Below are 25,977 nucleotides of genomic sequence, written 5' to 3'. Positions count from 1 at the left end.
CCTGGTTGAATGAAGCGCCTATTTTCGCGCAAAATCAAGGTCGGTGCGCGTGCTCCTTGTATGTGGCTGGACGCGCCTTACAATGGGCGTTCAGGAGTCTCGCGAGGAGCGGTCATGGAAATCGAATTGAAATTGTTGCTGGCGCAGCAAGATGTAGCGCGCCTGCGCGCGCACCCGTTGCTGGCGCAGCAGGCGCAAGGAGAGGTGCAGCTGCTGCAGATGCACGATATCTATGTCGACACGCCCGATTTGCAGCTGTGCCGCCACCAGGCGGGCTTGCGCGTGCGCCAGGTGGACGGGCGCTGGGTGCAGACCCTGAAGGCCGGTGGCACCGTCAACAGCGGCTTGCACAGCCGCCACGAATGGGAAGGCGAAGTTTCCGGGCCGCAACCGGATCTCGCCGCGCTGGATTCGGCCATCGGCCGCAAGCAGCCCATTCGCGCGCTGCTGCGCCGGGACGCCGTCCGCGACGCCTTGCAGCCTGTGTTTACCACGCGCATGGAGCGCACCGTATGGCAGCTGCGCACGCCGCAGGGCGACGAGATCGAATGCGTGCTGGACCAGGGTGTCATCGAAAGCGGCGCGGATGGGGCGAATGGCGCCGTCCGCAGCGTGCCCGTCAGCGAGATCGAACTGGAATTGAAGCAGGGGCAAGCGGCCAGCCTGTTCGACGTGGCGCTGGCCCTGCTGCAGGACGTGCCGCTGCAGCTGGGCCACATGAGCAAGGCGGAACGCGGTTACCGCCTCGCGGCATCGCAGCCTCTGCAGGCGGTCAAGGCGCAGCCCCTGGCGCTGGACGCGGCGATGTCGGTGGAGCAAGTGTTCCTGGCCATCGCCGGCAATTGCCTGGAGCAGGTCAGCGGCAACCAGGATGGCGTGGCGGCGGGCGAGGATGTGGAAAGCGTGCACCAGATGCGCGTGGGCCTGCGCCGTCTGCGCTCGGCGCTGGGCATGTTCAAGTCGCTGCTGGCGCTGCCGGACGCCTTGAAGGTCGAACTCGACTGGATGGGCGGCGCGCTGGGCGAGGCGCGCGACTGGGATGTGTTGGCTGGCAATACCCTGGCGCAGCTCGATGGCGAGGCGCAGGCGGATGCGGCGGCGCTGGCAGAGGCGGCGCACGCGCAGGCGCGCCTCAAGCATGCGCAAGCGGCCCAGGCCGTCACGTCGGCGCGCTACACGGCTTGCATGCTGGGCTTGCAGCGCTGGCTGCAGGCGCGCGCCTGGCGCGACAGCTGTTCCGCGCGCCAGGTGCGGCGCCTGGATGCGCACGTCTCGCCGTTTGCCCGCGCCACCCTGCGCAAGGACCAGCGCCGCCTGGTGAAGCGCGGCAAGCGCCTGCTGCATGCCACACCGCTGCAGCGCCACCGGGTGCGCATCGCGGCCAAGAAGACGCGCTATGCGACGGAATTTTTTGCCTCGCTGTTTGCCGCGCGCGCCGTGCAACCGTATGTGGGGCGGCTGTCGGTGCTGCAGGATGAACTGGGCTGGCTCAACGATGTGCAGGTGGCCGACCGGCTGCTGCAGCAATTGCCTGATGTTCAGACTGGCCAGGCTGACCAGTCCGCCCAGGATGGGTTGCGGCAGCACGCGGCCTTCGTGCGCGGCTACCTGGCGGCGCGCGCGCAGGCGCAGGGCAGCGATGGCCGCATGCACAAGGCCTGGCGGCGCTTCAAGGCGGCCCGTTTGCCGGCCTGAGCCGGTTTGCCTGAGCCTGGCTTTGCCGGGGCGCAGTGCCTGGTCAGGCTAGGCCAGCGGGCGTTGCAACTGGCGCTCGAGGATGGCCAGCGGCGACTTGTCGGGGGCGGCCATGGCACGCACGGGCAGTAGCCAGGTTTGCTCCAGCGCATGCTGTCCCCGCAGGGCCGCGTGCGATACGGCGTCGCTGAAGATGATCCACGTCTGGCCCGGCGCGAAGGCATGCGTGTGCTGTTCCACCTGCGCCTGGTAGGCCAGGTCGGCCTTCATGGCGTCGTGCAGCTGCAGCATGTAGTGATCGTAGGCCGTGCGCCGCGACTTGGTGATGCGCAGCCATTGCAGCAGGGTCGCCAGCACGGGTTGCGGACGCTGCGCGACGGGTAAAAAATGCTGCGCCACCTGCTCGAAGGGCGGGCCCAGTTTCCACACGCGGGGCGCGTCACGCGGATGGATGTTGGTGAAGACGCGCAGGATGCGCCGGCCCTGCGTGGGCGAGGAGGGGAAACTGTCGATATGCAGGCGCGTATCGTCCTTGCGCCAGGACGTTACCCTGCCGGCGATTTCCACGGGGCGAAAGCTGCCCTTGCCTTGCTGCAGATGCGCCTGGTAGCTGGGCAGCAAGCCGGCCAGCAAGCTGCGCGTCTGGCGTGCGTAGCGCTGCATCAGCGCCGCCAGCAGGGCCGCATCGCAGGCGTCGCCCTGGCCGCGTACGCCGCGCGCGGGATCCCAGCTGATGTTCTTGGCGCCGCTGGCGCTACCCGCCGCGCCGTTCAGCAGCCCATGTTCTTCCGGGTATAGGACGAAACCCAGGCGGGGCAGCAGCAGTACGTGCCCATCTTCGAGGGCTTGCAGCGCCGCCGCCTGCTGCGCGGGGCTGCCGCTGGCGTCCCATTGATCCAGGGAAATATCGATGAGTTTGCTCATGGCATAAACGGAAAGACCTCCGAGTGGCCAGTATGGGTGATTACCGCCCGCTCGTGTTTGCGCTGGCGCAGCTTCAGCTCACAGTTTGCTGTTCTGGCAGCCGGCGCTCACGCATTCGCGCACGCGGTCCTGCAAAAATTGCGCGCGTTCGATGGTGGTCTGGGTGGCGCAATCGAGGTTCACATAGAAGCCCGAGGATTCGCGTTTCGAGCAGTTCTGGTTGCGTGCGCTGATCCACGCCAGCTGGCCCGTTTTCAGCTTTTGCTTGCCGCTGGCGTCGAGCTGGGAGCTCAGTTTCTTGTAGTTGGCGTTGAGTTCCTTGTCCGCTTCCTGGTACACCTTGTTGAGGCAATACAGGCCGTCGAAGTCGTTGCGCGGCGTGTCGCAGGCCGAGTTGGCGAAGGCGGAACCGGAGGCGCAGAGCAGCAGGGCGAGCATGAATCTTTTCATTTTTTTCTTTCAGCAAGGAAACGGGGACAGGGCGCATGGAGGAGCGCAGCTCTTGCGCATCTTATAACATTCCGATTGCCATACCGGTTCGCTTGACAGCGCGTGGCGGGCACGCGTGTTCTGCAGGGGCAAAAAAAAGAAGCCCGGCTCGCAGGCACAGGCTTCTTTTCAAGACGGGTCACTGCGGCACATGCCGCAAGCGCGTCCGTTTTACGTTGTCAGGAACGCGCTTACGCGAAGTTCTTGGCAACGAAGTCCCAGTTGACCAGGCCCCAGAACGTTTCCACGTACTTGGCGCGCAGGTTGCGGTAGTCGATGTAGTAAGCGTGTTCCCACACGTCGCAGGTCAGCAGCGGCTTGTCGCCGGTGGTCAGCGGGCAGCCGGCGTTCGAGGTGTTGACGATGTCGACGGAGCCGTCGGCTTTTTGCACCAGCCAGGTCCAGCCCGAACCGAAGTTGCCCACGCACGACTTGGTGAATTCTTCCTTGAACTTGTCGAACGACGACCATTTGGCGTTGATCGCGTCAGCCACGGCACCCGCAGGCGCGCCGCCGCCGGCCGGCTTCATGCCGTTCCAGTAGAAGGTGTGGTTCCATACTTGCGCTGCATTATTGAAGATGCCGCCCGACGATTTCTTGATGATGTCTTCCAGCGACAGGTTCTCGAACTCGGTACCCTTGATCAGGTTGTTCAAGTTGGTGACATACGCCTGGTGATGCTTGGCATAGTGGTATTCCAGGGTTTCTTTCGAAATATGCGGCGCCAGAGCGTCCATTTCATACGGCAGTGGTGGCAGAGTATGTTCCATGTGATGTCCCTTTGTGGTGAGTGTTCGGAGTCTTCCAGCCTGCGGCCGGAGGGTTGAGCCAAGCTTGCTTGAAGCAGGCATTCTTGCTGAACGAGCCACTATTGTAAAGCGGATGCGCCATTGCTGCAGATTCCGGCACGCGTTGCGGATACTGGTAGCGTATTGATTCTCGTTCAGGAAAATAGTGGTATATGGTGAAGCGTCAGCACCTTGAGAAACCGTAGCGAGCAAGCCCGATATCGGGTTGAGTAGTGCAGCTGTACAAAAAGTACAGCGAGCAACGCCGACCCGAGAGTGGGCTGCGCAGTAGGTTTATCATGGTGCAATCCTTAGCGGATGCGGCGCGTAGTCTCGCGCACGATCAGCGCCAAAGGCGGAATGGCGGCCTGCACGGCTTCGCCATTGATCAGCCCCAGCAGCGCTTCGGTGGCGATGCGGCCGATGTCGTACAGGGGCTGGTGGATGGTGGTCAGCGGCGGCGTCGTGTAGGACGAGCCGGGCAAGTCATCGAAGCCGACGAGCGAGATATCGTCGGGCACGCGGATCCCCTTGCGGTAGAGGCACAGGCGCACGCCATAGGCGGACAGGTCGTTGGCGGCGAAGACGGCGCTGAATTGCTGCTGTGTATCGAACAAATGGTTCATGGCCAGCATCCCGCTTGCTTCGTGGAAATCACCTTCCACCATCAGCTTCGGGTCGATGGGTATGTCCGCTTCGCGCAGCGCGCGCTGGTAGCCCGTCAGGCGTTCGGCCGCATCCGTGTTGTTGGCGGGGCCGGCCACGAAGGCGATGCGCCGGTGGCCCAGTTCCACCAGATGGCGCACGGCCAGGTAGGCGCCGTATTCGTTGTCGAGCTTGAAGCCGATGGCGCTTTTCGTGGCGAGCAGGCGGCCCGTCGAGACGATGGGCCGCTGCTGCGAGAAATCGAGCACGCTCTCGTCCGAAATGCGTCCCGACAGCAGGATGATGCCGTCGACCTTGCGCGCCAGCAGCAGACGGATGCGGTCGGCCTCTTCCTGCGCATTCCAGTGTCCGCTGACGATGACGGATGCGTAGCCCGTGTCTTTCAAGCCGTCGTCCACCCCGCGCAGGCTTTCGTCGAAGAAGGGGCTGGAAATGTCCTGCACCACGATGCCGATGGTCATCGAGCGGCCTTTTTTCAGCCCCTGCGCCATCTGGTTCGGTGCGAATTTCATCTGCGCAATGGCCGCCAGCACGGCGTCGCGCTTGTCGTCGGAGACCCTGGCCGTGCCGTTCAGGATGCGCGAGACGGTGCTGGGCGACACGCCGGCCTGGCGGGCCACGTCGAGCAGGGTGGAAGGGGGAGCAGCGTGGGCGCTATCGTTCAAGGTGATTCCTGGGTATCAAGATGGCTGGTTGTCAGTGCTCTGAAAACCTTTTCATCGAAAGATTACCATAAATGGCCATAGCTGATAGCGCAGCGGGTCGGGTGCAGCGCGGCCTGGCCCGCAGGGTGTAAGCCGACAGATTGTGGGCGGTGCACGTCGGATGATGCCACCGCACCTGGGCGGCCCTGCTTATCGACCCTTCCTTGAAAACGTTTTCACAAAAAACAACAGCGCTAACGGCAGCCCGTATTTTCGCCTCTGTCATAGGGGAACACGCGCCGCGGCATGCCGCTTGACAGGCTCCCCTCAATAAAAATGACAACTTTTTCGGTTGACTTGATTTTCTTTGCGGTGTTAAATGGACACATGTTGTGAAAACGTTTTCAAGATAGAAGACGCTCAATAATCGGAGATGAAATAATGAAGTCAAGCATCCTTGGCGCCGCCCCGCTGGCAGCGCTGACCCTGGCCTGTGGCGTGGCCGCCGCGCCTGCAGTCGTCCCGCCGGCGGCACCGTTGCCCGCGCTGGCCCCCGCCACGATTACCGTCGCCTCGTTCCCCGACCTGGACCGCGCCGTCAAGACGGCCTTGCCCCTGTGGGAGAAACTGTATCCGCAAGTGAAGGTCAAGCTGGTCAGCCTGCAGATCGACGACCACCATAACTCGATGACGACGGCGCTGGCGGCCGGCGCGCGCCTGCCCGACGTGATGGCCATCGACTTCCGCTATGTCGGCAGCTTTGCCGAATCGAAGGGCATGGAAGACCTCTTGCAGGCGCCGTACGGGGCAGGGCAGTACCGCGCCCAGTTCGTGCCGTTCACCTTCGTGCAGGCGACCAGCTCGCGCGGCACCCTGGGCGCCATGCCGGCCGACCTGGGGCCGGGCACCCTGTTCTACCGCAAGGACTTGATGGACAAGGCGGGCATCAAGGAAGCCGACCTGACGCAATCGTGGGAATCGTACATCGCCGCCGGCAAGAAGCTCAAGGCTGCCACCGGCACCTATCTGCTGGCCGGCGCCAGCGACCTGGCCGACATCGTTATCCGCGCCAACCTGAAGGATGGCGAGGGCATTTATTTTGGCGACAAGGGCCAGGTGCTGGTCGACTCGCCCCGCTTCGTCAAGGCGTTCGAACTGGCCAAGGCGGCGCGGGTGGCCGGCATCGATGCGCGCACCGTGGCCTGGACGGGCGAGTGGGCCGAAGGCTTCAAACGCGACAAGGTGGCCAGCCAGATGATGGGTTCCTGGCTCAGCGGCCACCTGGCCAAGTGGCTGGCGCCCGATTCGAAGGGCCAGTGGCGCGCGGCGAACTTGCCGGCCGGCGCGCTGGCGTCGTACGGCGGCTCCTTCTACGGCATCCCGAAAAAGGCGGCGAATAAAACCCAGGCCTGGGAATTCATCAAGTTCATGACCGTCAACAAGGATATCCAGCTGCACTCGCTGAAGGAAATCGGCGCGTTTCCCGCCCTGAAGGCCGCCTATGCGGATCCCATGATGGACGAGCCGCAGCCGTACTTCGGCGGCCAGAAGACGCGCTTGCTGGCGCGCGACACGGCGGCGAAGATTCCCGTCATCCGTGTCGACAAGTTCGACGCCGTGGCGCGCGATATCGTCAACATGGAGCTGGAAAGCGTGCTGGCGCAAAACAAGGATATCAAGACGGCGCTGGCCGACGCCAAGGCCCTGATCACCCACCGCGCGCGGCGCTAGGAACAGCATGACTACCTCCATGCCTTGTACCGAGGGCGCGCCCGCTGCCGCTGCAGCGCGGCCCGCCAGGAAACGCTTCAACATGAAGAAATGGGCGCCGTACATCTTCATCAGCCCTTTCTTCATCCTGTTTGCCGTCTTCAGCCTGTTCCCGCTGCTGTTTTCCATCTATTTGTCGTTCAACCAGTGGGAAGCGGCCAGCGGCGTGGAAGCCATGCAGTGGGTGGGCCTGGATAACTACAAGTACGCCTTGAGCGACCCGTGGTTCTTGCGCTCGCTGGGCAATACGGTCTGGCTGGCGCTGGCTTCGGGCGTGCCGCAGCACCTGGTGGCCATTCCGCTGGCGGCCTTCATCCACAACAGCTTCAAGCGCTCGCGCAACCTGGTGATCGGCATATACTTTTTACCGTTCATCACCTCCAGCGTGGCCATCGCCATGGTCTTCAATACCCTGTTCTCGCGCGACTATGGGCAGATCAATGTATTGATCGAATGGTGCGCCAGCCTGTCGCTGGTCGGTGGCTTGTTCCCGGCCGAATCGATCGACTGGCTGGGCAGCTCGCTGTTCATCAAGCCGGCCGTCGCCTTCGTTATTTTCTGGCGCTACCTGGGCTGGAACCTGGTGCTGTACCTGTCCGCGCTGCAGGTGATTCCGAAGGATTTGTATGAAGCGGCCACCATCGACGGCGCCTCGAAACGCCAGCAATTCTGGTACATCACCCTGCCGCAGCTGCGCCCCATGATCTACCTGGCTGTCACCTTGACCATCATGGGCAATTTGCAGCTGTTCGAGGAACCTTTCGTGCTGGTGGCCGAATCGAGCGGCGTGAGCCAGTCCGTGATGACGACTGCCATCTTTGTCTACAAGACGGCGTTTTCCTCGGGCGACTTCGGCACGGCGTCGGCCATTTCCTGGCTGCTGTTCCTCATCATCGCCAGCACCACCTGGGTCAACAACCGCATCTTCAGCCGCAATGAACGCAAGGAGGTCCGATGAAAACCACCCGCTGGACGGCCTACGCCATGGTGGCCATCGGCACCCTGATCATGGTCGCGCCGTTCTACTTCATGTTCGTCTTCGCCACGCACACGAGCGCCGAGATCTACAGCCTGCCGCCGCCACGCTGGTTCGGCACGGCCCTGCTCAACAACCTGGAACTGCTGCAGGAGCGCCTGCCGTTCTGGCGCAATATCGGCATCAGCCTGTACGTGGCCCTGATGACCACAGCGCTGACTTTGTTCTTTTGCTCGCTGGGCGGCTATGCCTTCGCCATGTACGAATTCCGCTTCAAGCGGCCCCTGTTTACGCTGGTGATGGCGTCGATGATCATCCCGTCCTTCATGAACATGATCCCCACCTTCATGCTGATGGATTTCCTCGGATGGCTGGACCAGCCGCGCGCCCTGTACGTGCCGGGAGCGGCCGGCGCGCTGGGGATTTTCCTCATGCGCCAGTACATCGGCACGGCGATTCCGAAGGATTTGATCGAGGCGGCGCGCATCGACGGCTGCGGCGAATTCGCCATCTACTGGCGGGTCGTGCTGCCGCTGATCGGTCCCGCCATGGGCACCCTGGGCCTGATCACCTTCATCAACTCGTGGAACAATTTCATCACGCCGCTGGTCGTCATGCGCTCGGTCGAGAACTATACGATCCCGCTGGCCCTGCGCAGCATGCAGGCGCCGAACAACACGGAGTGGGGCGCGCTGATGACGGGCGCCGCCATTGCCGTGCTGCCGCTGCTGCTGATGTTCTTTGTCGCCTCGAAGCGCCTGATCGAGGGCCTCACGCAAGGCGCCGTCAAAGGCTAGCACTCTCTTTAATCCACTCACACTGACATGACCACCATGCATAACGACGACATTGATATCAACTTTCCCGCCACTTTCACCTGGGGCGTGGCCACCAGCGCCTACCAGATCGAGGGCGCCGCCGCCATCGATGGCCGCGGCCCATCCATCTGGGATACCTTCAGCCACACGGATGGCAAGATCATCGACGGCAGCAATGGCGACGTGGCCTGCGACCACTATCACCGCTATGCCGAGGACGTGGAGCTGATCGCCAACCTGGGCGTGAACGCCTACCGCTTTTCCATGTCCTGGTCGCGCGTGCAGCCCACAGGTTCCGGCGCCTGGAACGAGGCCGGTTTCGCTTTTTACGCGCGCCTGCTCGACGCCCTGGCCGCCAAGGGCCTCGACGTCCACCTGACCCTGTATCACTGGGACTTGCCGCAAGCGCTGCAGGACGAGGGCGGCTGGCTCAATCGCGCCACCTGCTACCACTTCGCCGCCTATGCGGCCGAGGTGGCGCGCCGCTTCGGCCACAAGGTCGCCAGCATCGCCACCCACAACGAACCGTGGTGTACGGCCGTGCTGGGCCACGGCACGGGCCAGTTCGCGCCCGGCATGGCCGATCCGGCCGCCGCCGTGCAAGTGTCGCACCATCTGCTGCTGTCGCACGGCTTGGCCATGCAAGCCATGCGCGCCGTCAATCCGCCCGCGAAACTGGGCATCGTGCTCAATCAGTGGACGGCCACGCCGGCCACCGACAGCGCTCAGGACCGCGAGCTGGCCGAACTGGAATATGCGCGCTCGGTGCAGTGGTATATGGACGCCATCTTCAAGGGCCGCTACCCGGCCCTGGCCCTGAAACACGCCGACGCTTCCGCTTTGTCCATCTTTGAAAACGATTTCATAGATATCAAGCAGCCTATCGATTTTCTTGGCGTGAACTACTACACACGCGCTTTCATGAGCGCCGAGACGCCGCCGCGCAAGCCCGAATGCAAGCTTGGCGTTAACGACATGGGCTGGGAAACCTATCCGCAAGGCTTGACGGAACTGCTCGTGGGCCTGCACCGCGAATACCGGCTGCCGCCCGTCTACATCACGGAAAACGGCATGGCCGTCGCCGACAAGCCCGTCGGCGGCAAGATCCACGACGAGGCGCGCATCGAATACGTGCAGCTGCACCTGGATGCCTTGCGCGCCGTGATCGCGCAGGGCATCGACGTGCGCGGCTATTTCTACTGGAGTTTGATGGACAACTTCGAGTGGAATTCGGGCTACGCCAAGCGCTTCGGCATGCTGTACGTCGATTACGCCACGCAGCAGCGCAGCTTCAAGGACAGCGCCCTGTGGTACCGCGACTTCATCGCCGCCCAGCGCGCCGCGCATGCCGACGCACCGGCCCTGGCAGGGGAGCACTGACATGGCCGCCATCTCCCTGCGCGGCATCCGCAAGACCTACGGCGACGGCCCGGAAATCGTCAAGGGTCTGGACCTCGATATCCACGACGGCGAATTCATGGTCTTCGTCGGACCGTCCGGCTGCGGCAAGTCGACCCTGTTGCGCATGATCGCGGGACTGGAAGACATCAGCGCGGGCCAGCTGCGCATCGGCGACTTGCTGGCCAACGACGTGGCGCCGGCAGAACGGGGCATCGCCATGGTCTTCCAGAGCTACGCCCTGTATCCGCACATGACGGCGCGCGACAACATGGGTTTTGCCCTGAAACTGGCGGGCAGGCCGGAAGCGGAGGTGCGCGCGGCAGTCGGCAAGGTGGCCGAGATCTTGCAGATCACGCACCTGCTCGACCGCAAACCCAAGGCGCTATCGGGCGGCGAGCGCCAGCGCGTGGCCATCGGCCGCTCCATCGTGCGCCAGCCCAAGGTGTTCCTGTTCGACGAGCCGCTGTCGAACCTCGATGCCTCGCTGCGCGTGCAGACGCGCATCGAGCTGGCCAAGCTGCACCAGGAACTGGGCACCACCATGATCTATGTCACGCATGACCAGGTTGAAGCCATGACCCTCGGCGACAGGGTCGCCGTCTTCCACGGCGGCCACCTGGAGCAGGTGGGCGCGCCCCTGGAGCTGTACCGCCACCCGGCCAGCCAGTTCGTGGCCGGCTTCATCGGCGCGCTGCGCATGAATTTTTTGCCGTGCGCCGCCGTTCCCGCGCTGGCCAGCCAGCTCGGTGGCGAGGCGGGCATGCTGGTCGGCATACGCCCCGAACACCTGCGGCTGGTGCCGCGCAATGAAGGCTACGGCGCCACGGTCACCCTGATCGAGCAGCTGGGCGATGCGCAAATCATCCACGCCACGCTGGACGCCAGCGCCCATACGGTGGCCATCAAGCTGCATGGCGAGGCGCGCCATGCGCTGGCGCAGGGCAGCGCCATCGGCTTCGCGCCGGAAGAAGGCCATGCCTTTCTATTCGACACGGCCGGGCGCGCCGTGGCTACCCATTGACCCCGCACGGAGGCGACATGACTTCAGATTGACACCCAAAAAATGTGCAGCAGTAGCCAAAGAGCTATGTGATCATCATTCAACCAGCGGTACAGGAGACAACCACAATGCAACAGCTCAAACGCAATACCATCGCCCTCAGCCTGGCGCATGCGACCTTCGCCCAGTTCATTTTGCTGGGCAGCGGCGCCGCCATGGCACAGGAAGCGGCCAGCACCGCGGCAGCCACCGACGCGGCAAAACCGGCCGCCGAGCAGATGGACCGCATCGTCGTCACGGCCACGCGCCGCAATACCTTCGTGCAGGAGACGCCGCTGGCCGTCACCGCCTTCAACCAGGACACCCTGCAAAACAACCAGGTCAAGGACCTGGCGTCGCTGGCCACCATGGTGCCCAGCCTTGTCGTCGAGCAGCATGGCGACTCGGGCGGCGTGCACGTCTACATGCGCGGCGTCGGCTCGGCCAATCACACGGAGCTGGGCGACCCGGCCGTCGCCTTCTATGTCGACGGCGTGTATTCGCCGCGTCCGCAGGGCGCCACGGCGCTGATGTATGACTTGAGCCACGTGGAGGTGGCGCGCGGACCGCAGGGCACCCTGAACGGCCGCAATTCGACGGCCGGCGCCGTCAACCTCGTGTCGGCTGCGCCGAGCACGGCCAAGTTCATGGGCTCGGCCGGCATCACCGTGGGTGACAAGCGCCATCTGCAGACGCAGGGCATGATCAATATCCCGTTTTCGGACGACGTGGCGCTGCGCATCGCCGCCATCAAGGATAGCCATGACGGCACGGTGGACTTCCGTCGCGGCTCGAACGTCATGCCGGGCACGGCCAAGTATGGCGCCGGCGACCAGATGGGCGTGCGCGCCTCCCTGCTGTGGAAGTTCACGCCGCAGTTGCGCGGCACGTTCATCGCCGACTACTTCCTCGACCAGGGCGCCGGCAACGTCTACCTGGCGGCCGAACCGAAAGCGGGCGAGAAGCTGCGCTCGGCCCTGATCGACACGCCGGGCACCCTGGATCAGTCGATCCTGACCTACAAGGGCAAGCTCAATTACAAGCCGACCGATGCGCTCGACTTTACTTACCTGGGCAGCTGGAGCCGCTACAAGCGCCAGAACAGCAATGATGCCGATGCGGGCCTGTTCCCCGGCTTCAAGTCGGAAAACCGTACCGACTGGGCGCAGTTCGACAGCTATTCGCACGAGCTGCAGGCGCGCTCGGACGACGATGCGCCGTTCCAGTGGGTGGCGGGCCTGTTCCTGTTCAATGAAAAGAACAAGGTGCGCTTCGATATCGACCGCAGCCAGATTTCGCAGGCGGCCGTGCAGCAGGATATCGCCAACGGCGCCGTGATCTTCGTGCAGCCCACCGTGGGCCAGTATGCCTCGGCCATGTCCTTCATCCAGGGCGACCGCCAGCTCAAATCGAAAGCCGTATTCGGCCAGGTCAGCCAGCAGGTGACGGATCAGATCAAGCTGACGGCCGGCGCGCGCTACACGAAAGACCATAAATTCGATATCGGCGGCAAGAACTGGGCTTGTCCGAACTGGCCCGCCAACACGCCGCTGGGCACCACGGTCCTTACTGCCGACCAGCTGCGCCAGCTGGTCACGCCCGGCACGGGCCTGGCCAACACGCACAATATCGGCCCCGGCGGCGCCATCACGGCCGCCAGCTGCGGCAATACGCCGGGCGACAACACGGCCGACCTGAAATACGGCCAGGCCACCTGGCTGGGCCGCATCGAGTACAAGCTGCGCCCGGATATTTTGCTGTTCGGCTCCGTGACGACGGGCTTCCACTCGCCGGCCATCGGCGACGGCGGCGCCACCACCAAGCCGGAAAAGCTGACCAGCTATGAAATCGGCTTCAAGTCGGACTTGCTGAACCGCGAACTGACCCTGAACCTCGACGCGTTTTTGATGAAGTACAAGGACAAGCTCGAGTCGCAGGTGGTCAACAGCGTGCTGGCCAACTTCAATGCGGCCGGTGCCACCGTCAAGGGCCTGGAAGCGGAATGGGTCTGGCGGCCAACGAAGGTCGACCGCCTGACGGGCAACGCCACCTGGCTCAAAGCCGTGTATGACGACTTCATGTCGTGCGACGTCGATGCGGCGCGCGCGAATGGGCAGTCCTGCGGTTCGACGGCGCCATTGGTGAACGTGGGCGGCAGCACCATGAAGCATGCGCCGAAGTTTTCCACGACCGTCCAGTACGAGCATGATTTCAATGTCGCCGGCGGCCAGCTCACGCCGCGCGCCTCGGTGCACTACGAAACCATGTCGTATGTCGGTGCGGGCGCGTTCAACGGCGACGTGCCGGGCCATGCCGGCGTCAAGCGCCAGGAAGCGTATACGACGCTGGACCTGAGCCTGCGCTTCCAGCCGGCGAACAAGGCCTACACGGTGGAAGCGTTCGTGCAGAATGCCACCGACAAGGCCGTCAAGCTGGACGTCAATGAAATCTGCACGGACGTAGGCATGCCATGCCAGCCCACGCAGCAGATCTACGGCGCCTTCTACAACGCGCCGCGCACCTTTGGCGCGCGCGTGTCGATGAAGTTCTGATGGCGTAGGGTGAAAGAGCAGTTGCAGTAGCAGTCCACTCAGTAGGGAAGGTGTTGGGCCGGGGTTCTTCCCCGGCCTTTTTTGTTCCAGCGTTTATTCCAAACTCGCTTGCACGCTGGCGATGCCGATCTGCGCGCTGCCTTCGGCCAGGCGCACGTTGACGTTCTGGCGCGCCTGCAGCTGCGCCGGCGAGCGCACGATCGCGCCTTTTTCATCGCGCAGGATGGCGTAGCCCCGTTCCAGGGTGCGCTGGGGATTGAGCAGTTCCAGCTGCGCCGCCAGGCCGTCGAGGCGGTGGCGCCGCTGCGTCAGTTGCTGCGCCATGGCCGCGCCGCCGCGCCGCTGCATTTCCACCAGGCGCGCGCGCGGCGCCGTGACGTCGGGCCGCAAGGCCGTCCAGCGCGCACGCAGGCGCTCCAGCGCGTACTGCGACTGGGTCACGGGCGCGCGTGCCGCATGCGTCATGGCCGTCGACAGGGCCAGCAACTGCAGGCGCTGCTGCTGCAGCTGCGCCTTCGGGTTGAGCAGGCGGCGGCTGTGGCGGTCCAGGGTCTGCGCCGCATCGTCGAGGCTGCGGCGCATGGCGCGGCGCAGGTCCGCCGCATCGGCGCGCAGGGACGCCATCCAGTCGGCGCGCGGCGTGGCCGCCAGTTCGGCCGCCGCCGTCGGCGTGGCCGCGCGCAGGTCGGCCGCGAAGTCGGCGATGGTGAAATCCGTCTCGTGGCCCACGCCGCTGATCACGGGCATGGAGCAATCGGCGATCGCGTATGCCACGGCTTCATCGTTGAACGACCACAAATCCTCGATGCTGCCGCCGCCGCGGCACACCAGCAGCACGTCGCACTCGGCCCTTGTTGATGCCGTGCGGATGGCGTGCGCGATCTTTTCCGGCGCCTGCTGGCCCTGCACTGGCGTGGGGTAGAGGATGATGTTGACGTGCGGCGCGCGGCGCTTGAGCGCGATCAAGACGTCGCGCAGGGCGGCCGCCTGCGGGCTGGTGACGATGCCGATGCTGCGCGCGAACATGGGGATGGCGCGCTTGCGTTCCTGGTCGAACAGGCCCTGCGCGGCCAGCTTTTCCTTCAGGCGCTGGAACGCTTCATACAGGGCGCCCACGCCGGCGCGGCGGATGGCTTCCACGTTGATCTGGTAATCGCCGCGCGCGCCGTACAGGGTGACGAGGGCGCGCACTTCGACCTTGTCGCCTTCGCGCGGCGTGAAGCCGGCAAACTGGGCGCGGCCGCGGAACATCACGGCGCGCACCTGGGCGCCATCGTCCTTCAGGGTGAAATACCAGTGGCCGGAAGCGGCGCGCGTGAAGTTGGAAATCTCGCCGGCGATCCAGGTCAGGGGAAACGAGCGCTCGAGCAGGCGCGCAACGGCCTGGTTCAGGGCGCTGACGGTCAGCACGGGCGGGGCGGCAAAGCCGCTGTCAGTCGGGGTGTCGGTCATCATCAAGCTGGGGGAGGTGAGGGAACTGTCCACATATTATCGGCGAGGTCATGCTTATGTCATATATCGTGCAAAACAACAAGTTCTATTTCTAAGTATTTGATTTCATGATGAATTCCCATATGCCTGATTTGCGTGCACAGGGAAAAAAACCTTTAATATCAAGCACATCAGTATAGCCCCCGCCACTTACGCACAAAGTTATCCACAGAAAGTGTGCGGAACTTTTTGCCTTGGACAAACATGGCCCGGCAAGCCGGCATTGACCGATAAAAATGCCTTGCTACATTTTTGCGCACGGAAATAAAGAGCATAGGAATCAAGCGCTTAGTATGCCATGCATGGCCTTGCGCACAATCTTATCCACAAAAAATGTGCAGAACTCTGGCCCGGCGCCGGATTTATCCACCGGAATGCCCATGGCATGGCTTGCTTGAATTTTGCGCAGCATAAAAATAGCCATATAAATCAATGGTGTAGCATCACATCGTAGGCCTTGCTCACAATCTTATCCACAGAATATGTGCAAAACTGCATAAATCATTTCGCTTTTTCGCTTGCTTTTCCACCGCGCGGCCAGGCCGTTGCGCTGCCTCATTTTTCAGCATTGAAAAAAACTCCTTTAAAATCAATGACCTTGAATGGAGTCAATCCGCTTGCTCACAATCTTATCCACACTTTATGTGCGAAACTGCCTGCGCGGTGGAAAACTGCCGTTTCGAAGCGCAATCGGACCGATAAAAGCCCGCTTTTCAGCGCTTGCCACATTTTTATGCATGGCAATAAAAACGATATAAATCAAAGTACTTAGCGCGTATCCTTGCGCTTGCACACAATCTTGTCCACAGATTGTGTGCAGAACTTTGACGGTCTCTCTGGCATCGATTTCGCGCCAGCTGCCACTTTTTTACTCATTGATTTAATTTCCTTTAAAATCAATGGTTTAATTGAATTCCTCGGCTTTGCGCACAATCTTGTCCACAGTAAATGTGCAGAACTCTTGAACTCTTAATTTTATGACATTGACTCCTGTCGATAAGCTGCTATGCCTGTATTTTGCGCAGTATAATAATTCGCTTGTAAATCAACGGCTTGCATGCTGGACTTCATGCTTGCTCACAATCTTATCCACACAAAGTGTGCAAAACTGGGTGCGCTTGGCGCCCGCCCGCCGCACCGTGTGGACAAGTGCCATGCGGGCGCCACTTGCCGCCGGCGCGGCAACGCGCTACATTGCGCCATTCCCGCGCGGACGTACAATCGGTCTTCGGCGCTCGGTACAATACAGGCTGTTCGGGCGGTTCATCGCCTTTCCTCTATCAGGAGTTTCTTTTGCTCGCTATATTTCAAGCCGCTGGCTGGCCCATCTGGCTGTTGTTGATCGCTTCCATCGTTGCCCTGGCCCTGATCATCGAGCGCCTGTTGTATTTGCGCCGCGTCAAGATACTGCCCCGCAAGCTGTTTGATGAAGTGGTGCAGGTGTATCGCAGCGGCAAGATCACGCCGGACACGGTGGCCAAGCTGGAAGGCAACTCGCCGCTGGGCGTGGTACTGGCCGCCGCCCTGCGCAACGTCGACGCGCCGCGCGAGGTGATGAAGGAATCGATCGAAGAGGCGGGCAGCGGCGTGGCCCACACGCTGGAACGTTTCCTGACGACCCTGGGCACCATCGCCACCCTGGCGCCGCTGATGGGGCTGTTCGGCACGGTGATCGGCATGATCGAGATTTTTGCCTCGCCCGGCGCCACCGCGTCGAACGCGGCGCTGTCGCACGGTATTTCCGTCGCCTTGTATAACACGGCATTTGGCCTGGCCATCGCCATGCCGGCCCTGATTTTCTACCGCCACTTCCGCGCCCTCGTCGACAGCTTCGTTATTGACATGGAGCAACAAGCGGTCAAATTCGTCGACATCGTCCACAGTGGCCGCAAATGAACTTCCGCAAAGGCAAGGGGCGTGAAGACCCCGAAATCAACCTGATTCCGTTCATCGACGTGTTGCTGGTGATCCTGATCTTCCTCATGGTCAGCACCACCTACAGCAAGTTCACGGAGCTGCAGATCACCTTGCCGACGGCCGATGCCGAGCAAGCGAAGGACAAGCCGCAGCAGCTCGACGTCACCATCGATGCCAAGGGTAACTACACGGTCAACCGCGAACCCGTCTCGTTTCGCGACGTGGCCGGCCTGGCTGACGCCTTGCAGGATGCGGCCAAGGCGGCCAATGGCGGCAAGGCGCCGGCGCAGACGCCCGTCGTGGTGGTCAACGCCGACCAGTTCGCCATGCACCAGATGGTCATCCACGTCATGGAAGCGGCGCGACTGGCCGGTTATGAAAAGCTGACGTTTGCGGCGCAGGCGGGCGGCAAGTAAGTTTCGACCGTTACCGGCAACAAAATTGGGGACTGACCCGCCGGGTCAGACCCCAGCCCTTTACCCTTCACCGCATGCCCACTTCCTCCCCCCTCAAGCTTGAATCCACTCTCACCCGCGCCTGGCTGACGCGCGGGCCGCTGGCGTGCGCGCTGTGGCCCGTGTCGCTGCTGTTCGGCGCCTTGAGCAGCGTCAGGCGCGGCCTGTACCGGGCCAACCTCCTGAAATCGGCGCGCCTGCCCGTGCCCGTCGTTGTCGTCGGCAACATTTTCATCGGCGGCACGGGCAAGACGCCGTTGACGATCTGGCTGGTGCAAGCCTTGCGCGACGCGGGCATGCGCCCGGGCGTCATTTCGCGCGGCCATGGCAGCGCCGACCGCTTGCCGCGCGCCGTCAGCGCCGCCTCCACGCCGCAACAGGTGGGCGACGAGCCGCTGCTGATCTTCCAGCGCGGCGGCTGCCCCGTGGTGGTGGGGCGCGACCGCGCGCAAGCGGGCAGGGCGCTGCTGGCCGCGCACCCGGAGGTTGACGTGCTGGTGACGGACGACGGCTTGCAGCATTACGCCCTGCGGCGCGACGTGGAAATCGTGCTGTTCGACGGCCGCGGCGCAGGCAATGGCTGGCTGCTGCCGGCTGGCCCGCTGCGCGAATCGCCGCGCCGCCGGCGCGACGTGACGGTGATTAATGCGCCCGAGCTGGCGCCGGCACTGGTGGACCAGGTCGCGCCGCGAGGTGGGCTGGTGGTGCAGATGCGGCTGGCCGGCGGCGTGGCCGAGCGCCTGCTGAACCGCGGCGAAAGCATGGCCCTTGCAGACCTGGCGGCCAGCGGCCGGCGCCTCGTGGCGGCGGCCGGCATCGGCAATCCCGGGCGCTTCTTTGCCATGCTGCGCGGGGCCGGACTGGACTTCACGGAACTGCCCCTGCCCGACCATCACGACTTCCTCGACCAGCCATTTGCCGCCCTCGACACGGATGTGATCTTGATCACCGAGAAGGATGCAGTAAAATGTGCGCAAATTGAACATCTCAAAGATGACCCGAGACTGTGGGTCGTCCCCGTCAGTGCGCGTATCGATAGCGCGCTGGCCCAACAAATTGTGGAGAAATGTCGTGGACGCTCGACTGCTTGATATCCTGGTCTGCCCTGTTTGCAAGGGTCCGCTTGAACACGATAAGAAGGCGCAGGAACTGATTTGCCGCGCCGACCGTCTGGCCTATCCTATCCGCGATGGCATCCCCATCATGTGGGCGGACGAAGCGCGCACCCTGCAAGACGCAGTGGAATAACGATGGCGTTCATCGTCATCATCCCGGCCCGCCTGGCCTCGACGCGCCTGCCGGGCAAGCCGCTGGCTGACCTGGGCGGCAAACCCATGGTGGTGCGCGTGGCCGAGCAGGCGCTGCTCTCGGGCGCTGCGCGCGTCATCGTCGCCACCGACCATGACAGCATCCGCGAAGCCTGCGCCGAGCATGGCGTGGAAGTGTGCATGACGCGCAGCGACCATCCGTCGGGCACGGACCGCATCGCCGAAGTGGCGCGCACGCTCGGGCTGCCACTGGACGCCGTCGTCGTCAATCTGCAGGGCGACGAACCCTTGATCGATCCGGCCCTGCTGGCCGCCTGCGCGGCGCAGATCAGCGCCGCCGTCCCCATGGCTACCTGCGCCCATCCGCTGCATGATGTGGCCGACGCGTTCAATCCGAACGTGGTCAAGGTCGTGCTGGACAAGAACGGCCGCGCCTTGTATTTCTCGCGCGCCACGATTCCCTGGCACCGCGACGGCTTCGCGCAGTCGAAAGACAGCTTGCCGGCAGGCTACGTGCCCCTGCGGCATATCGGCCTGTATGCGTACAGCAATGCGTTTTTGCAAGAATATCCGCAATTGTCTGCCTCGCCGCTGGAAGCCATCGAAGCGCTGGAGCAGTTGCGCGTGCTGTGGCACGGTGTTGCCATCGCCGTCCACGTGACCGATAGCGCCCCGGCCGCCGGTGTCGACACGCCGGAAGATCTTGCCAGGGTGCAAGCCCACTACGGCGCCCTGTAAGCGCTACCCGCAAAACGGCAGGCGTGCAAATATAATTTTGTGCGCCTGCAGTAAAAACCACATTTTGAAACGTGCGCCGCGCGAATTGCTGGCTTTGATCAATCAGGGCATAGCAATTCGATAGCAAACTGGCGTTCCGGGGATTTTTTGTGGTAAGTTTCGTAGGGAAAGATAGCCTTAGCAACACCATCTAAAAAAAATTACACATACCACCATCCAAAATCTGTTTTTTAGGAACTTTTCAATGCGTCTGATACTTTTAGGAGCACCCGGTGCCGGCAAGGGCACCCAAGCTAATTTCATCAAAGAAAAATACAACATTCCACAAATCTCCACGGGCGACATGCTGCGCGCGGCGATCAAGGAAGGCTCCGAACTGGGCCTGGCCGCGAAAAAAGTCATGGATGCGGGCGGCCTCGTGTCGGACGACATCATGATCGGCCTGGTCAAGAATCGCCTGCAGGAAGCCGATTGCGCCAATGGCTATCTGTTCGACGGCTTCCCGCGCACCATCGCGCAGGCGGACGCCATGAAAGACGCCGGCATCAATGTCGACTACGTGCTGGAAATCGACGTGCCTGACGCTTCGATCATCGAGCGCATGGACGGCCGCCGCAGCCACCCGGGTTCGGGCCGCGTGTATCACGTCAAATTCAACCCGCCCAAGGTCGACGGCGTCGACGATATCACCGGCGAACCGCTGATCCAGCGCGACGACGACAAGGCGGAAACGGTCAAGAAGCGCCTGGACGTGTACCACAACCAGACCAAGGTCTTGTTGGGCTACTACAATGATTGGGCCAAGTCCGGCCTGCCAGGCGCACCGAAATACCGCCGCATCGCCGGCGTCGGTCCGGTCGAGCAAATCCGCGACAGCGCATTTGCCGCCCTGGCGGAATAAGCAGTTTATGAAAAGCGGACCTGAGTGTCCGCTTTTTTTGTGCCCGCTTTTCAACAGCGGTGCCGCATCGTTTTCGTAGTTCAGGTTTTTTGCAGGTCGTGTTTTCCTGGCTGCGCGTGCCTACCCGGTGCGGTCTGCAGCTGTTGGCAATGACGTCGGATAAAAACAGAAGGGGACGATATGGCAGCCAGCTTGTGGTTTGCGGTAGCCTGCGGCGTGGTCGCAGTCATTTACGGTTTGGTGTCGCGCAGCTGGATCCTGAGGCAGGATCCCGGCAACGCGCGCATGCAGGAAATCGCCCTGGCCATCCAGCAGGGCGCGGCCGCCTACCTGGCGCGCCAGTACCGCACCATCGCCATCGTCGGCGTGGTGTTATTGATCGCCATCTATGCGCTGCTTGGCCTGCACACGGCGCTGGGCTTCTTGATCGGCGCCGTGCTGTCGGGCGCCTGCGGCTTCATCGGCATGAATGTCTCCGTGCGGGCCAATGTGCGCACGGCGCAGGCGGCCACCCTGGGTATTAACCAGGCGCTGAACGTGGCCTTCAAGGGCGGGGCGATCACCGGCATGCTGGTGGTGGGACTGGGCCTGCTGGGCGTGACCCTGTTCTACTGGCTGCTGGCGACGACGGGCGCGCCCGGCCTCACGCAGCATGACCTGATCAAGCCCCTGATCGGCCTGGCCTTCGGCGCCTCGCTCATTTCCATCTTCGCGCGCCTCGGCGGCGGCATCTTTACCAAGGGCGCCGACGTGGGCGCGGACCTGGTGGGCAAGGTCGAGGCGGGCATCCCCGAGGACGATCCGCGCAACCCGGCCGTCATCGCCGACAACGTGGGCGACAACGTGGGCGACTGCGCCGGCATGGCGGCCGACCTGTTCGAAACCTATGTCGTGACCCTGATCGCCACCATGCTGCTGGGCGCACTGCTGATGGCAGAGGCCAGCAGCACGGCCATCATCTACCCGCTGCTGCTGGGCGCCGTCTCCATCCTCGCGTCCATCGTCGGCTGCTCGATGGTGAAGACGGCCCCCGGCAAGAAGATCATGTCGGCCCTGTACACGGGCCTGTGGTGGGCGGCCGGCCTGTCGCTGGTCGGTTTTGCCGTGGTCACGTGGCTGCTGTGGCCCGACGACGCCATGCGCTACAAGATGCTGGGCGCCACCGTCGTCGGCATCGTCCTCACGGGCCTGATGGTGTACATCACCGAGTACTACACGGGCACGGATTTCAAGCCCGTGCGCCACATCGCCGAAGCGTCGACGACGGGCCACGGCACGAATATCATCGCCGGCCTGGGCGTGTCGATGAAGTCCACGGCGTATCCGGTGCTGGCCGTCTGCGTCGCCATCCTCGTTTCGTATCAATTGGCGGGCCTGTACGGCATCGCCATCGCGGCGACATCCATGCTGTCGATGGCGGGCATCATCGTCGCCCTTGACGCGTATGGCCCCATCACGGATAACGCGGGCGGCATCGCGGAAATGTCGGGCTTGCCCGACTCCGTGCGCGCCATCACCGATCCTTTGGATGCCGTCGGCAATACGACCAAGGCCGTCACCAAGGGCTACGCCATCGGCTCGGCCGGGCTGGCTGCGCTGGTGCTGTTCGCCGACTACACGCATGCGCTCGAATCCGTGGGCCAGCACATCACCTTCGATTTGTCGAACCCCATGGTCATCGTCGGCCTGTTCATCGGCGGCTTGATACCGTATCTGTTCGGCGCCATGGCGATGGAAGCCGTGGGCCGTGCGGCCGGCGCCGTGGTGGTGGAGGTGCGGCGCCAGTTCCGCGACATCAAGGGCATCATGGAAGGCACGGCGCGGCCAGAATACGACAAGGCCGTGGACATGCTGACGGCGTCGGCCATCCGCGAAATGATCGTGCCGTCGCTGCTGCCCGTGGTGGTGCCCATCGTCGTGGGCATGCTGCTGGGGCCTGCGGCGCTCGGTGGCTTGCTGATGGGGACGATCGTCACGGGCCTGTTCGTGGCCATTTCCATGACCACGGGCGGCGGCGCCTGGGACAATGCGAAGAAATACATCGAGGATGGCCATTTCGGCGGCAAGGGTTCGGACGCGCACAAGGCGGCCGTCACGGGCGACACGGTGGGCGACCCGTACAAGGATACGGCCGGTCCGGCAGTGAACCCCTTGATCAAGATCATCAATATCGTGGCCCTGCTGCTGGTGCCGCTGCTGCCGGCCACGGGCTGGCTGGCCGTCAAGGCGCCGGTGCCCATCCACGCGCCCGCGCCGCCCATCCTGGCGCCGGCGACACCCGTGCAAAGCTTGCCCGCGCAATAAACTGCGCCATCCCTGCAGCCCCGTGGCCAGCGCCGCGGGGCTGTTTGTATTTTGCGTAAATGAAACTTTCCTGCCGTCCATATCCTCGGCGTATCAAAGGTGAGCAATTGTTACGGCGCCTTTGCTTGTGCTGGCTCTCTGTCAATAATGGAATGAGCGTCACAGTTGGGCATGAAGGCGGGAGGATGTCATGGACAGCATCAGCAGGAAGGGCGGCGCGCTGGCGGCGCTGTTGGTATTGGCGGTCACGGCGGGAGTGGCCCAGGCGGCGCCGGGCCGGCATGGCGGCTTTCACGGCGGCCACGGCCACTTCCATGGTCGTTCGCACGTGGGCGTCTGGGTGGGATATCCCTGGTGGTATGGCTACGGGCCTGGCTGGTATGGCGACCCGTGGTATGGCTATCCCTATCCATATGGGCGCACCCTGGTCGTGCAGCCGCCGCCCGTGTACATCGAGCAGGGCGGCGAGCCGACGGCGCAGATGTGGTACTACTGCGCGAGACCGCAGGGCTATTATCCCTATGTGAAAAATTGCAGTACGGCATGGCGTGCCGTGCTGCCGACCAGCGTGCGCTGACGGGGAGGCGAAGATGAACACGAAAGCCTTGATGGGGCGTGCCGGCCTGCTGGCGCCCCTGCTGCTGGCCGCCTGCACGGCGATGCCGGAAGGGCCGTCGGCCACGGCCTTGCCCGGCACGGGCAAGAGCCCCGAGCAATTCCGCGTCGATGACGGCAGTTGCCGTGGCTACGCGCAGGCGCAGCTGGCCGGCACGGGCGCGGCCGACAGTTCCTCGCATGGCATGCAGCGCAGCTACGATGATTCTTATCAGAAATGCATGTATGCGAGCGGCCACAAGGTGCCCGCGGCCGGGTGGATGCTGGGCAGCGTGCCGGCGAATGCCGCCACGCCGCCGCCCGATACGCCGCCGCCCCGGTACTAGGTTGTTACAATGCCTGGCACAAGCGTAGCGAGCGGAAGGGGGATGCGGTTGAGACGCGCAACTGTACGGAGGTACAGTGAGCATCGCAGACCGCAACCCGCGACGCGCAGCAGGTTTTGACAGGCGTGTTTAGAAGCGCGACGTCAGGCCGACGAACATGCGCCGTCCCGGCACGTAATAGTCGACCAGTCCATCGGCCATCGGACCCTTCTTGAACAGGTTTTGCACGCCGCCACGCACGGTCCATTGCGGCGTGACCTTGTACGACACGACGGTGTCGACGATGGTGTAGGCCTTGTCGGCCAGCTTGCCGGCGTCGAGTTCCTTGCCCGTGTACTGGGCCGAGACTTCGCCGAACAGCTGGTCGTTGACTTGCCAGCCCAGCGCCGAGTACCACGACAGCTTCGGCGTCGACAGCAGGTTGGCGCCCGTGGTCAGGTTTTTCGCTTCCGCCATGTAGGTGACGTTGTTACGCCAGTTCAGGTTTTTCGTCAGCGGGATGGTGGCCGTCGCTTCCAGGCCGCTGGTGCGCGCTTTCTGGATATTCGTCATCTTGGTCCACCACTGCTTCTGGTAAAAGCCCAGCGGCGCATAGTCGATCTTGTTCTTGAAATCCGTGTGGAAGTAGGTCAGGCCCACGTCCCAGCCATTCTGTTCCCACGCCACGCCGATCTCGCCGGCCGTGCTCGTTTCCGGCTTCAAGTCCGCATTGCCGGCCATGTAGCAGCCGCCCGTGATGTAGCCCAGCGGTTTCAAGCTGCCGCAACCGCGTCCGCCCGACTGCGTGGCTGCCGCCGGCGAGTTTTCCTTCAGGCTGGGGGCGCGGAAGCCTTGCGAGACGCCGCCCTTGATGGTCCAGGCGGGAGCCGGGTGGTACACCAGGTACAGGCGCGGGCTGTAATGGTTGCCGAATTTGCTGTGATGGTCGAGACGCAAGCCGGCCGTGGCCGTCAAGTTTTCGCGCAGGAACAGCTGATCTTCCGCAAACAGGGCCGAGGTAGTGCCCGACAGGGTGGCGCCGCTCACGGGGTTGCCCAGGTAATCGGTGGGGATGGTGCCGATGGTGTCCGTATTCGTCAGTTCCTGATGCTTCCACTGGCCGCCCATCACCAGCATCTGTTCGATGCCGCCCCAGCCGACCCGTTTTTCCAGGCTGGCATCGAGGGTGCTGTCCTTGGATTTGGCCACCGTGCCGACGACTTCGTTATCGAAATCGTTGTGATACAGGTTGACCGTGGTCTTGCCGAAGTCCCAGCGGCCCTCGTAGCCGAGGCTGGCGCTCTTGCGTATCAGCTTGCTCGCGCCCCAGGCGCCGAACAGCGGGTAGCCGTCCGCATCGAGCGTGGTCGAATCCGTCGATTGCTGCTTGCCGTAGCTGGCGTCCAGCGACAGGTTCTGCTTCTTGCCCAGCGCCCAGTTCAGCTGGCCCGAGACAGTCTGGTTGCGTTCGCCGCCCATGCCGCCCGCCTTGCCGGCGGCTTTTTCATCGGGGTTCTGGCGCGTCTGGCCCACGCCCAGACGCATGCCCACCGTGTCCGACAGGGGGCCGGCCAGGTTCACGCCCAGCTGGTGCGCCGTGCCGCGGTCGCTTTCCTGCGGTTGCGTGTAGTTGGCCGTGGCCGAACCGTTCCACTTGCCCGGCACCTTGCGCGTGATGATGTTGATCACGCCGCCCATGGCGTCCGAACCGTACAGCGACGACATGGGCCCGCGCACCACTTCGATGCGCTCGATCATGTCGGGCGAGATCCAGTTCAAGTCCTGACGGCCCAGGTCGGGACGGTAAGCCGTGTCGCTCGAGCTGCCCACGCGCTTGCCGTCGACCAGGATCAGGGTGTATTTGTCGGGCAAACCGCGCAGCTTGATCTTCGACGCTTCGCCTTCGGGGCCGGTGCCGCCCGTCACGCCGGGGATACGGCGCAGCAAGGTATTCAAGTCATACACGGGCTGGCGCTCGATTTCCTCGCGCGTGATGACGCTGATGCTGGCCGGCGCATCCTTGATGTCGATGGCCGTGCCGGACGCCGTGACGACTACCGTGTTCATGGTGGGATCGGCGGCTACATTGCCTTCGGCCCAGGCGTTGCTGACGGCCAGTGAGAGCAGGCAGGGCAGGAGCAGGGCGGCGGAATGCATGGAGCGGGCGGGAGTGGAAACGGGGGCTGCGAAGGCGGGACTACGCTTGGTCATGGTGAACTTT

At 63.3% G+C, this 25,977-nt stretch carries 23 protein-coding genes; 16 read left to right on the top strand and 7 right to left on the bottom strand.

Annotation, left to right across the window (positions count from 1 at the left end):
* Positions 1-114: 114 nt before the first annotated feature.
* Positions 115-1,695: a CYTH and CHAD domain-containing protein gene (locus OX459_RS19005; RefSeq protein ID WP_289906187.1), complete on the top strand. Its 1,581-nt coding sequence runs from the start codon at positions 115-117 to the stop codon at positions 1,693-1,695.
* A gap of 48 nt (positions 1,696-1,743) precedes the next feature.
* On the opposite strand, the gene OX459_RS19000 is transcribed toward OX459_RS19005, so the two are convergent.
* The 4 genes from OX459_RS19000 to OX459_RS18985 form a co-directional block, all read right to left on the bottom strand.
* The gene (locus OX459_RS19000; RefSeq protein WP_289906186.1) at positions 1,744-2,619 is read right to left on the bottom strand and encodes a Kdo hydroxylase family protein; all 876 of its coding nucleotides are present in this window, start codon (positions 2,617-2,619) and stop codon (positions 1,744-1,746) included.
* A 78-nt stretch (positions 2,620-2,697) separates the two neighbouring features.
* Positions 2,698-3,069, bottom strand: coding sequence for a lysozyme inhibitor LprI family protein (locus OX459_RS18995; RefSeq protein ID WP_289906185.1), 372 nt, complete (start codon positions 3,067-3,069; stop codon positions 2,698-2,700).
* Between the two features lie 230 nt (positions 3,070-3,299).
* Positions 3,300-3,878, bottom strand: coding sequence for a Fe-Mn family superoxide dismutase (locus OX459_RS18990; RefSeq protein WP_099665109.1), 579 nt, complete (start codon positions 3,876-3,878; stop codon positions 3,300-3,302).
* Between the two features lie 329 nt (positions 3,879-4,207).
* The gene (locus OX459_RS18985) at positions 4,208-5,227 is read right to left on the bottom strand and encodes a substrate-binding domain-containing protein (protein ID WP_289906184.1); all 1,020 of its coding nucleotides are present in this window, start codon (positions 5,225-5,227) and stop codon (positions 4,208-4,210) included.
* Positions 5,228-5,647: 420 nt separating this feature from the next.
* On the opposite strand from OX459_RS18985, the gene OX459_RS18980 reads away from it, so the two are divergent.
* The 6 genes from OX459_RS18980 to OX459_RS18955 all read left to right on the top strand — a co-directional run bounded on the left by OX459_RS18980 (position 5,648) and on the right by OX459_RS18955 (position 13,762).
* Positions 5,648-6,937 carry an extracellular solute-binding protein gene (locus tag OX459_RS18980; protein WP_289906183.1) on the top strand — a complete coding sequence of 430 codons (1,290 nt, stop codon included), beginning with the start codon at positions 5,648-5,650 and terminating at the stop codon, positions 6,935-6,937.
* Positions 6,938-6,944: 7 nt separating this feature from the next.
* Positions 6,945-7,934, top strand: coding sequence for a sugar ABC transporter permease (locus OX459_RS18975; RefSeq protein ID WP_289906182.1), 990 nt, complete (start codon positions 6,945-6,947; stop codon positions 7,932-7,934).
* Positions 7,931-8,749, top strand: coding sequence for a carbohydrate ABC transporter permease (locus OX459_RS18970; RefSeq protein ID WP_289906181.1), 819 nt, complete (start codon positions 7,931-7,933; stop codon positions 8,747-8,749). Before OX459_RS18975 ends, OX459_RS18970 begins: the two co-directional genes overlap by 4 nt.
* 27 nt (positions 8,750-8,776) lie before the next feature.
* Positions 8,777-10,150 (top strand): GH1 family beta-glucosidase, encoded by a 1,374-nt coding sequence (locus OX459_RS18965; protein WP_289906180.1) that lies wholly within the window; start codon positions 8,777-8,779, stop codon positions 10,148-10,150.
* A gap of 1 nt (position 10,151) precedes the next feature.
* Positions 10,152-11,192 (top strand): sn-glycerol-3-phosphate ABC transporter ATP-binding protein UgpC, encoded by a 1,041-nt coding sequence (gene ugpC / locus OX459_RS18960; RefSeq protein ID WP_289906179.1) that lies wholly within the window; start codon positions 10,152-10,154, stop codon positions 11,190-11,192.
* A 107-nt stretch (positions 11,193-11,299) separates the two neighbouring features.
* On the top strand, positions 11,300-13,762 hold the full coding sequence (locus tag OX459_RS18955; RefSeq protein WP_289906178.1) for a TonB-dependent receptor: 2,463 nt from the start codon (positions 11,300-11,302) through the stop codon (positions 13,760-13,762).
* A 93-nt stretch (positions 13,763-13,855) separates the two neighbouring features.
* Here the strand turns inward: OX459_RS18955 and xseA are convergent, their stop codons facing one another.
* Positions 13,856-15,217 (bottom strand): exodeoxyribonuclease VII large subunit, encoded by a 1,362-nt coding sequence (xseA, locus tag OX459_RS18950; protein WP_289906423.1) that lies wholly within the window; start codon positions 15,215-15,217, stop codon positions 13,856-13,858.
* Positions 15,218-15,533: 316 nt separating this feature from the next.
* Positions 15,534-15,677: a hypothetical protein gene (locus OX459_RS18945; protein ID WP_289906177.1), complete on the bottom strand. Its 144-nt coding sequence runs from the start codon at positions 15,675-15,677 to the stop codon at positions 15,534-15,536.
* Between the two features lie 869 nt (positions 15,678-16,546).
* On the opposite strand from OX459_RS18945, the gene OX459_RS18940 reads away from it, so the two are divergent.
* From OX459_RS18940 to OX459_RS18900, 9 genes are all read left to right on the top strand, one after another.
* Positions 16,547-17,149 carry a MotA/TolQ/ExbB proton channel family protein gene (locus OX459_RS18940; RefSeq protein WP_289906176.1) on the top strand — a complete coding sequence of 201 codons (603 nt, stop codon included), beginning with the start codon at positions 16,547-16,549 and terminating at the stop codon, positions 17,147-17,149.
* Complete coding sequence (locus tag OX459_RS18935) at positions 17,146-17,586, top strand: biopolymer transporter ExbD (protein WP_035825768.1); 441 nt, start codon at positions 17,146-17,148, stop codon at positions 17,584-17,586. Before OX459_RS18940 ends, OX459_RS18935 begins: the two co-directional genes overlap by 4 nt.
* 74 nt (positions 17,587-17,660) lie before the next feature.
* A complete protein-coding gene (gene lpxK / locus OX459_RS18930) occupies positions 17,661-18,716 on the top strand; it encodes a tetraacyldisaccharide 4'-kinase (RefSeq protein WP_289906175.1) in 1,056 nt (351 codons plus the stop codon).
* The gene (locus OX459_RS18925; protein WP_010395789.1) at positions 18,697-18,873 is read left to right on the top strand and encodes a Trm112 family protein; all 177 of its coding nucleotides are present in this window, start codon (positions 18,697-18,699) and stop codon (positions 18,871-18,873) included. The genes lpxK and OX459_RS18925 overlap by 20 nt, the downstream gene beginning before the upstream one ends.
* Before the next feature lie 2 nt (positions 18,874-18,875).
* The gene (kdsB, locus tag OX459_RS18920; RefSeq protein WP_289906174.1) at positions 18,876-19,631 is read left to right on the top strand and encodes a 3-deoxy-manno-octulosonate cytidylyltransferase; all 756 of its coding nucleotides are present in this window, start codon (positions 18,876-18,878) and stop codon (positions 19,629-19,631) included.
* 244 nt (positions 19,632-19,875) lie between these two features.
* Positions 19,876-20,532, top strand: coding sequence for an adenylate kinase (gene adk / locus OX459_RS18915; protein WP_077400901.1), 657 nt, complete (start codon positions 19,876-19,878; stop codon positions 20,530-20,532).
* A 180-nt stretch (positions 20,533-20,712) separates the two neighbouring features.
* Complete coding sequence (locus OX459_RS18910) at positions 20,713-22,836, top strand: sodium-translocating pyrophosphatase (RefSeq protein ID WP_289906173.1); 2,124 nt, start codon at positions 20,713-20,715, stop codon at positions 22,834-22,836.
* Between the two features lie 190 nt (positions 22,837-23,026).
* Positions 23,027-23,413: a hypothetical protein gene (locus tag OX459_RS18905; protein WP_289906172.1), complete on the top strand. Its 387-nt coding sequence runs from the start codon at positions 23,027-23,029 to the stop codon at positions 23,411-23,413.
* Positions 23,414-23,426: 13 nt separating this feature from the next.
* On the top strand, positions 23,427-23,777 hold the full coding sequence (locus OX459_RS18900) for a glycine zipper family protein (protein ID WP_289906171.1): 351 nt from the start codon (positions 23,427-23,429) through the stop codon (positions 23,775-23,777).
* A gap of 129 nt (positions 23,778-23,906) precedes the next feature.
* On the opposite strand, the gene OX459_RS18895 is transcribed toward OX459_RS18900, so the two are convergent.
* Positions 23,907-25,967 carry a TonB-dependent receptor gene (locus OX459_RS18895; RefSeq protein ID WP_289906170.1) on the bottom strand — a complete coding sequence of 687 codons (2,061 nt, stop codon included), beginning with the start codon at positions 25,965-25,967 and terminating at the stop codon, positions 23,907-23,909.
* Positions 25,968-25,977 lie beyond the last annotated feature (10 nt).

Origin of the sequence: Janthinobacterium sp. SUN026 (assembly GCF_030397625.1) — a bacterium.
Classification (GTDB): domain Bacteria; phylum Pseudomonadota; class Gammaproteobacteria; order Burkholderiales; family Burkholderiaceae_D; genus Janthinobacterium; species Janthinobacterium kumbetense.
Note: the sequence above shows the minus strand (reverse complement) of the source record. Positions and strands in the feature narration are given on the sequence as shown.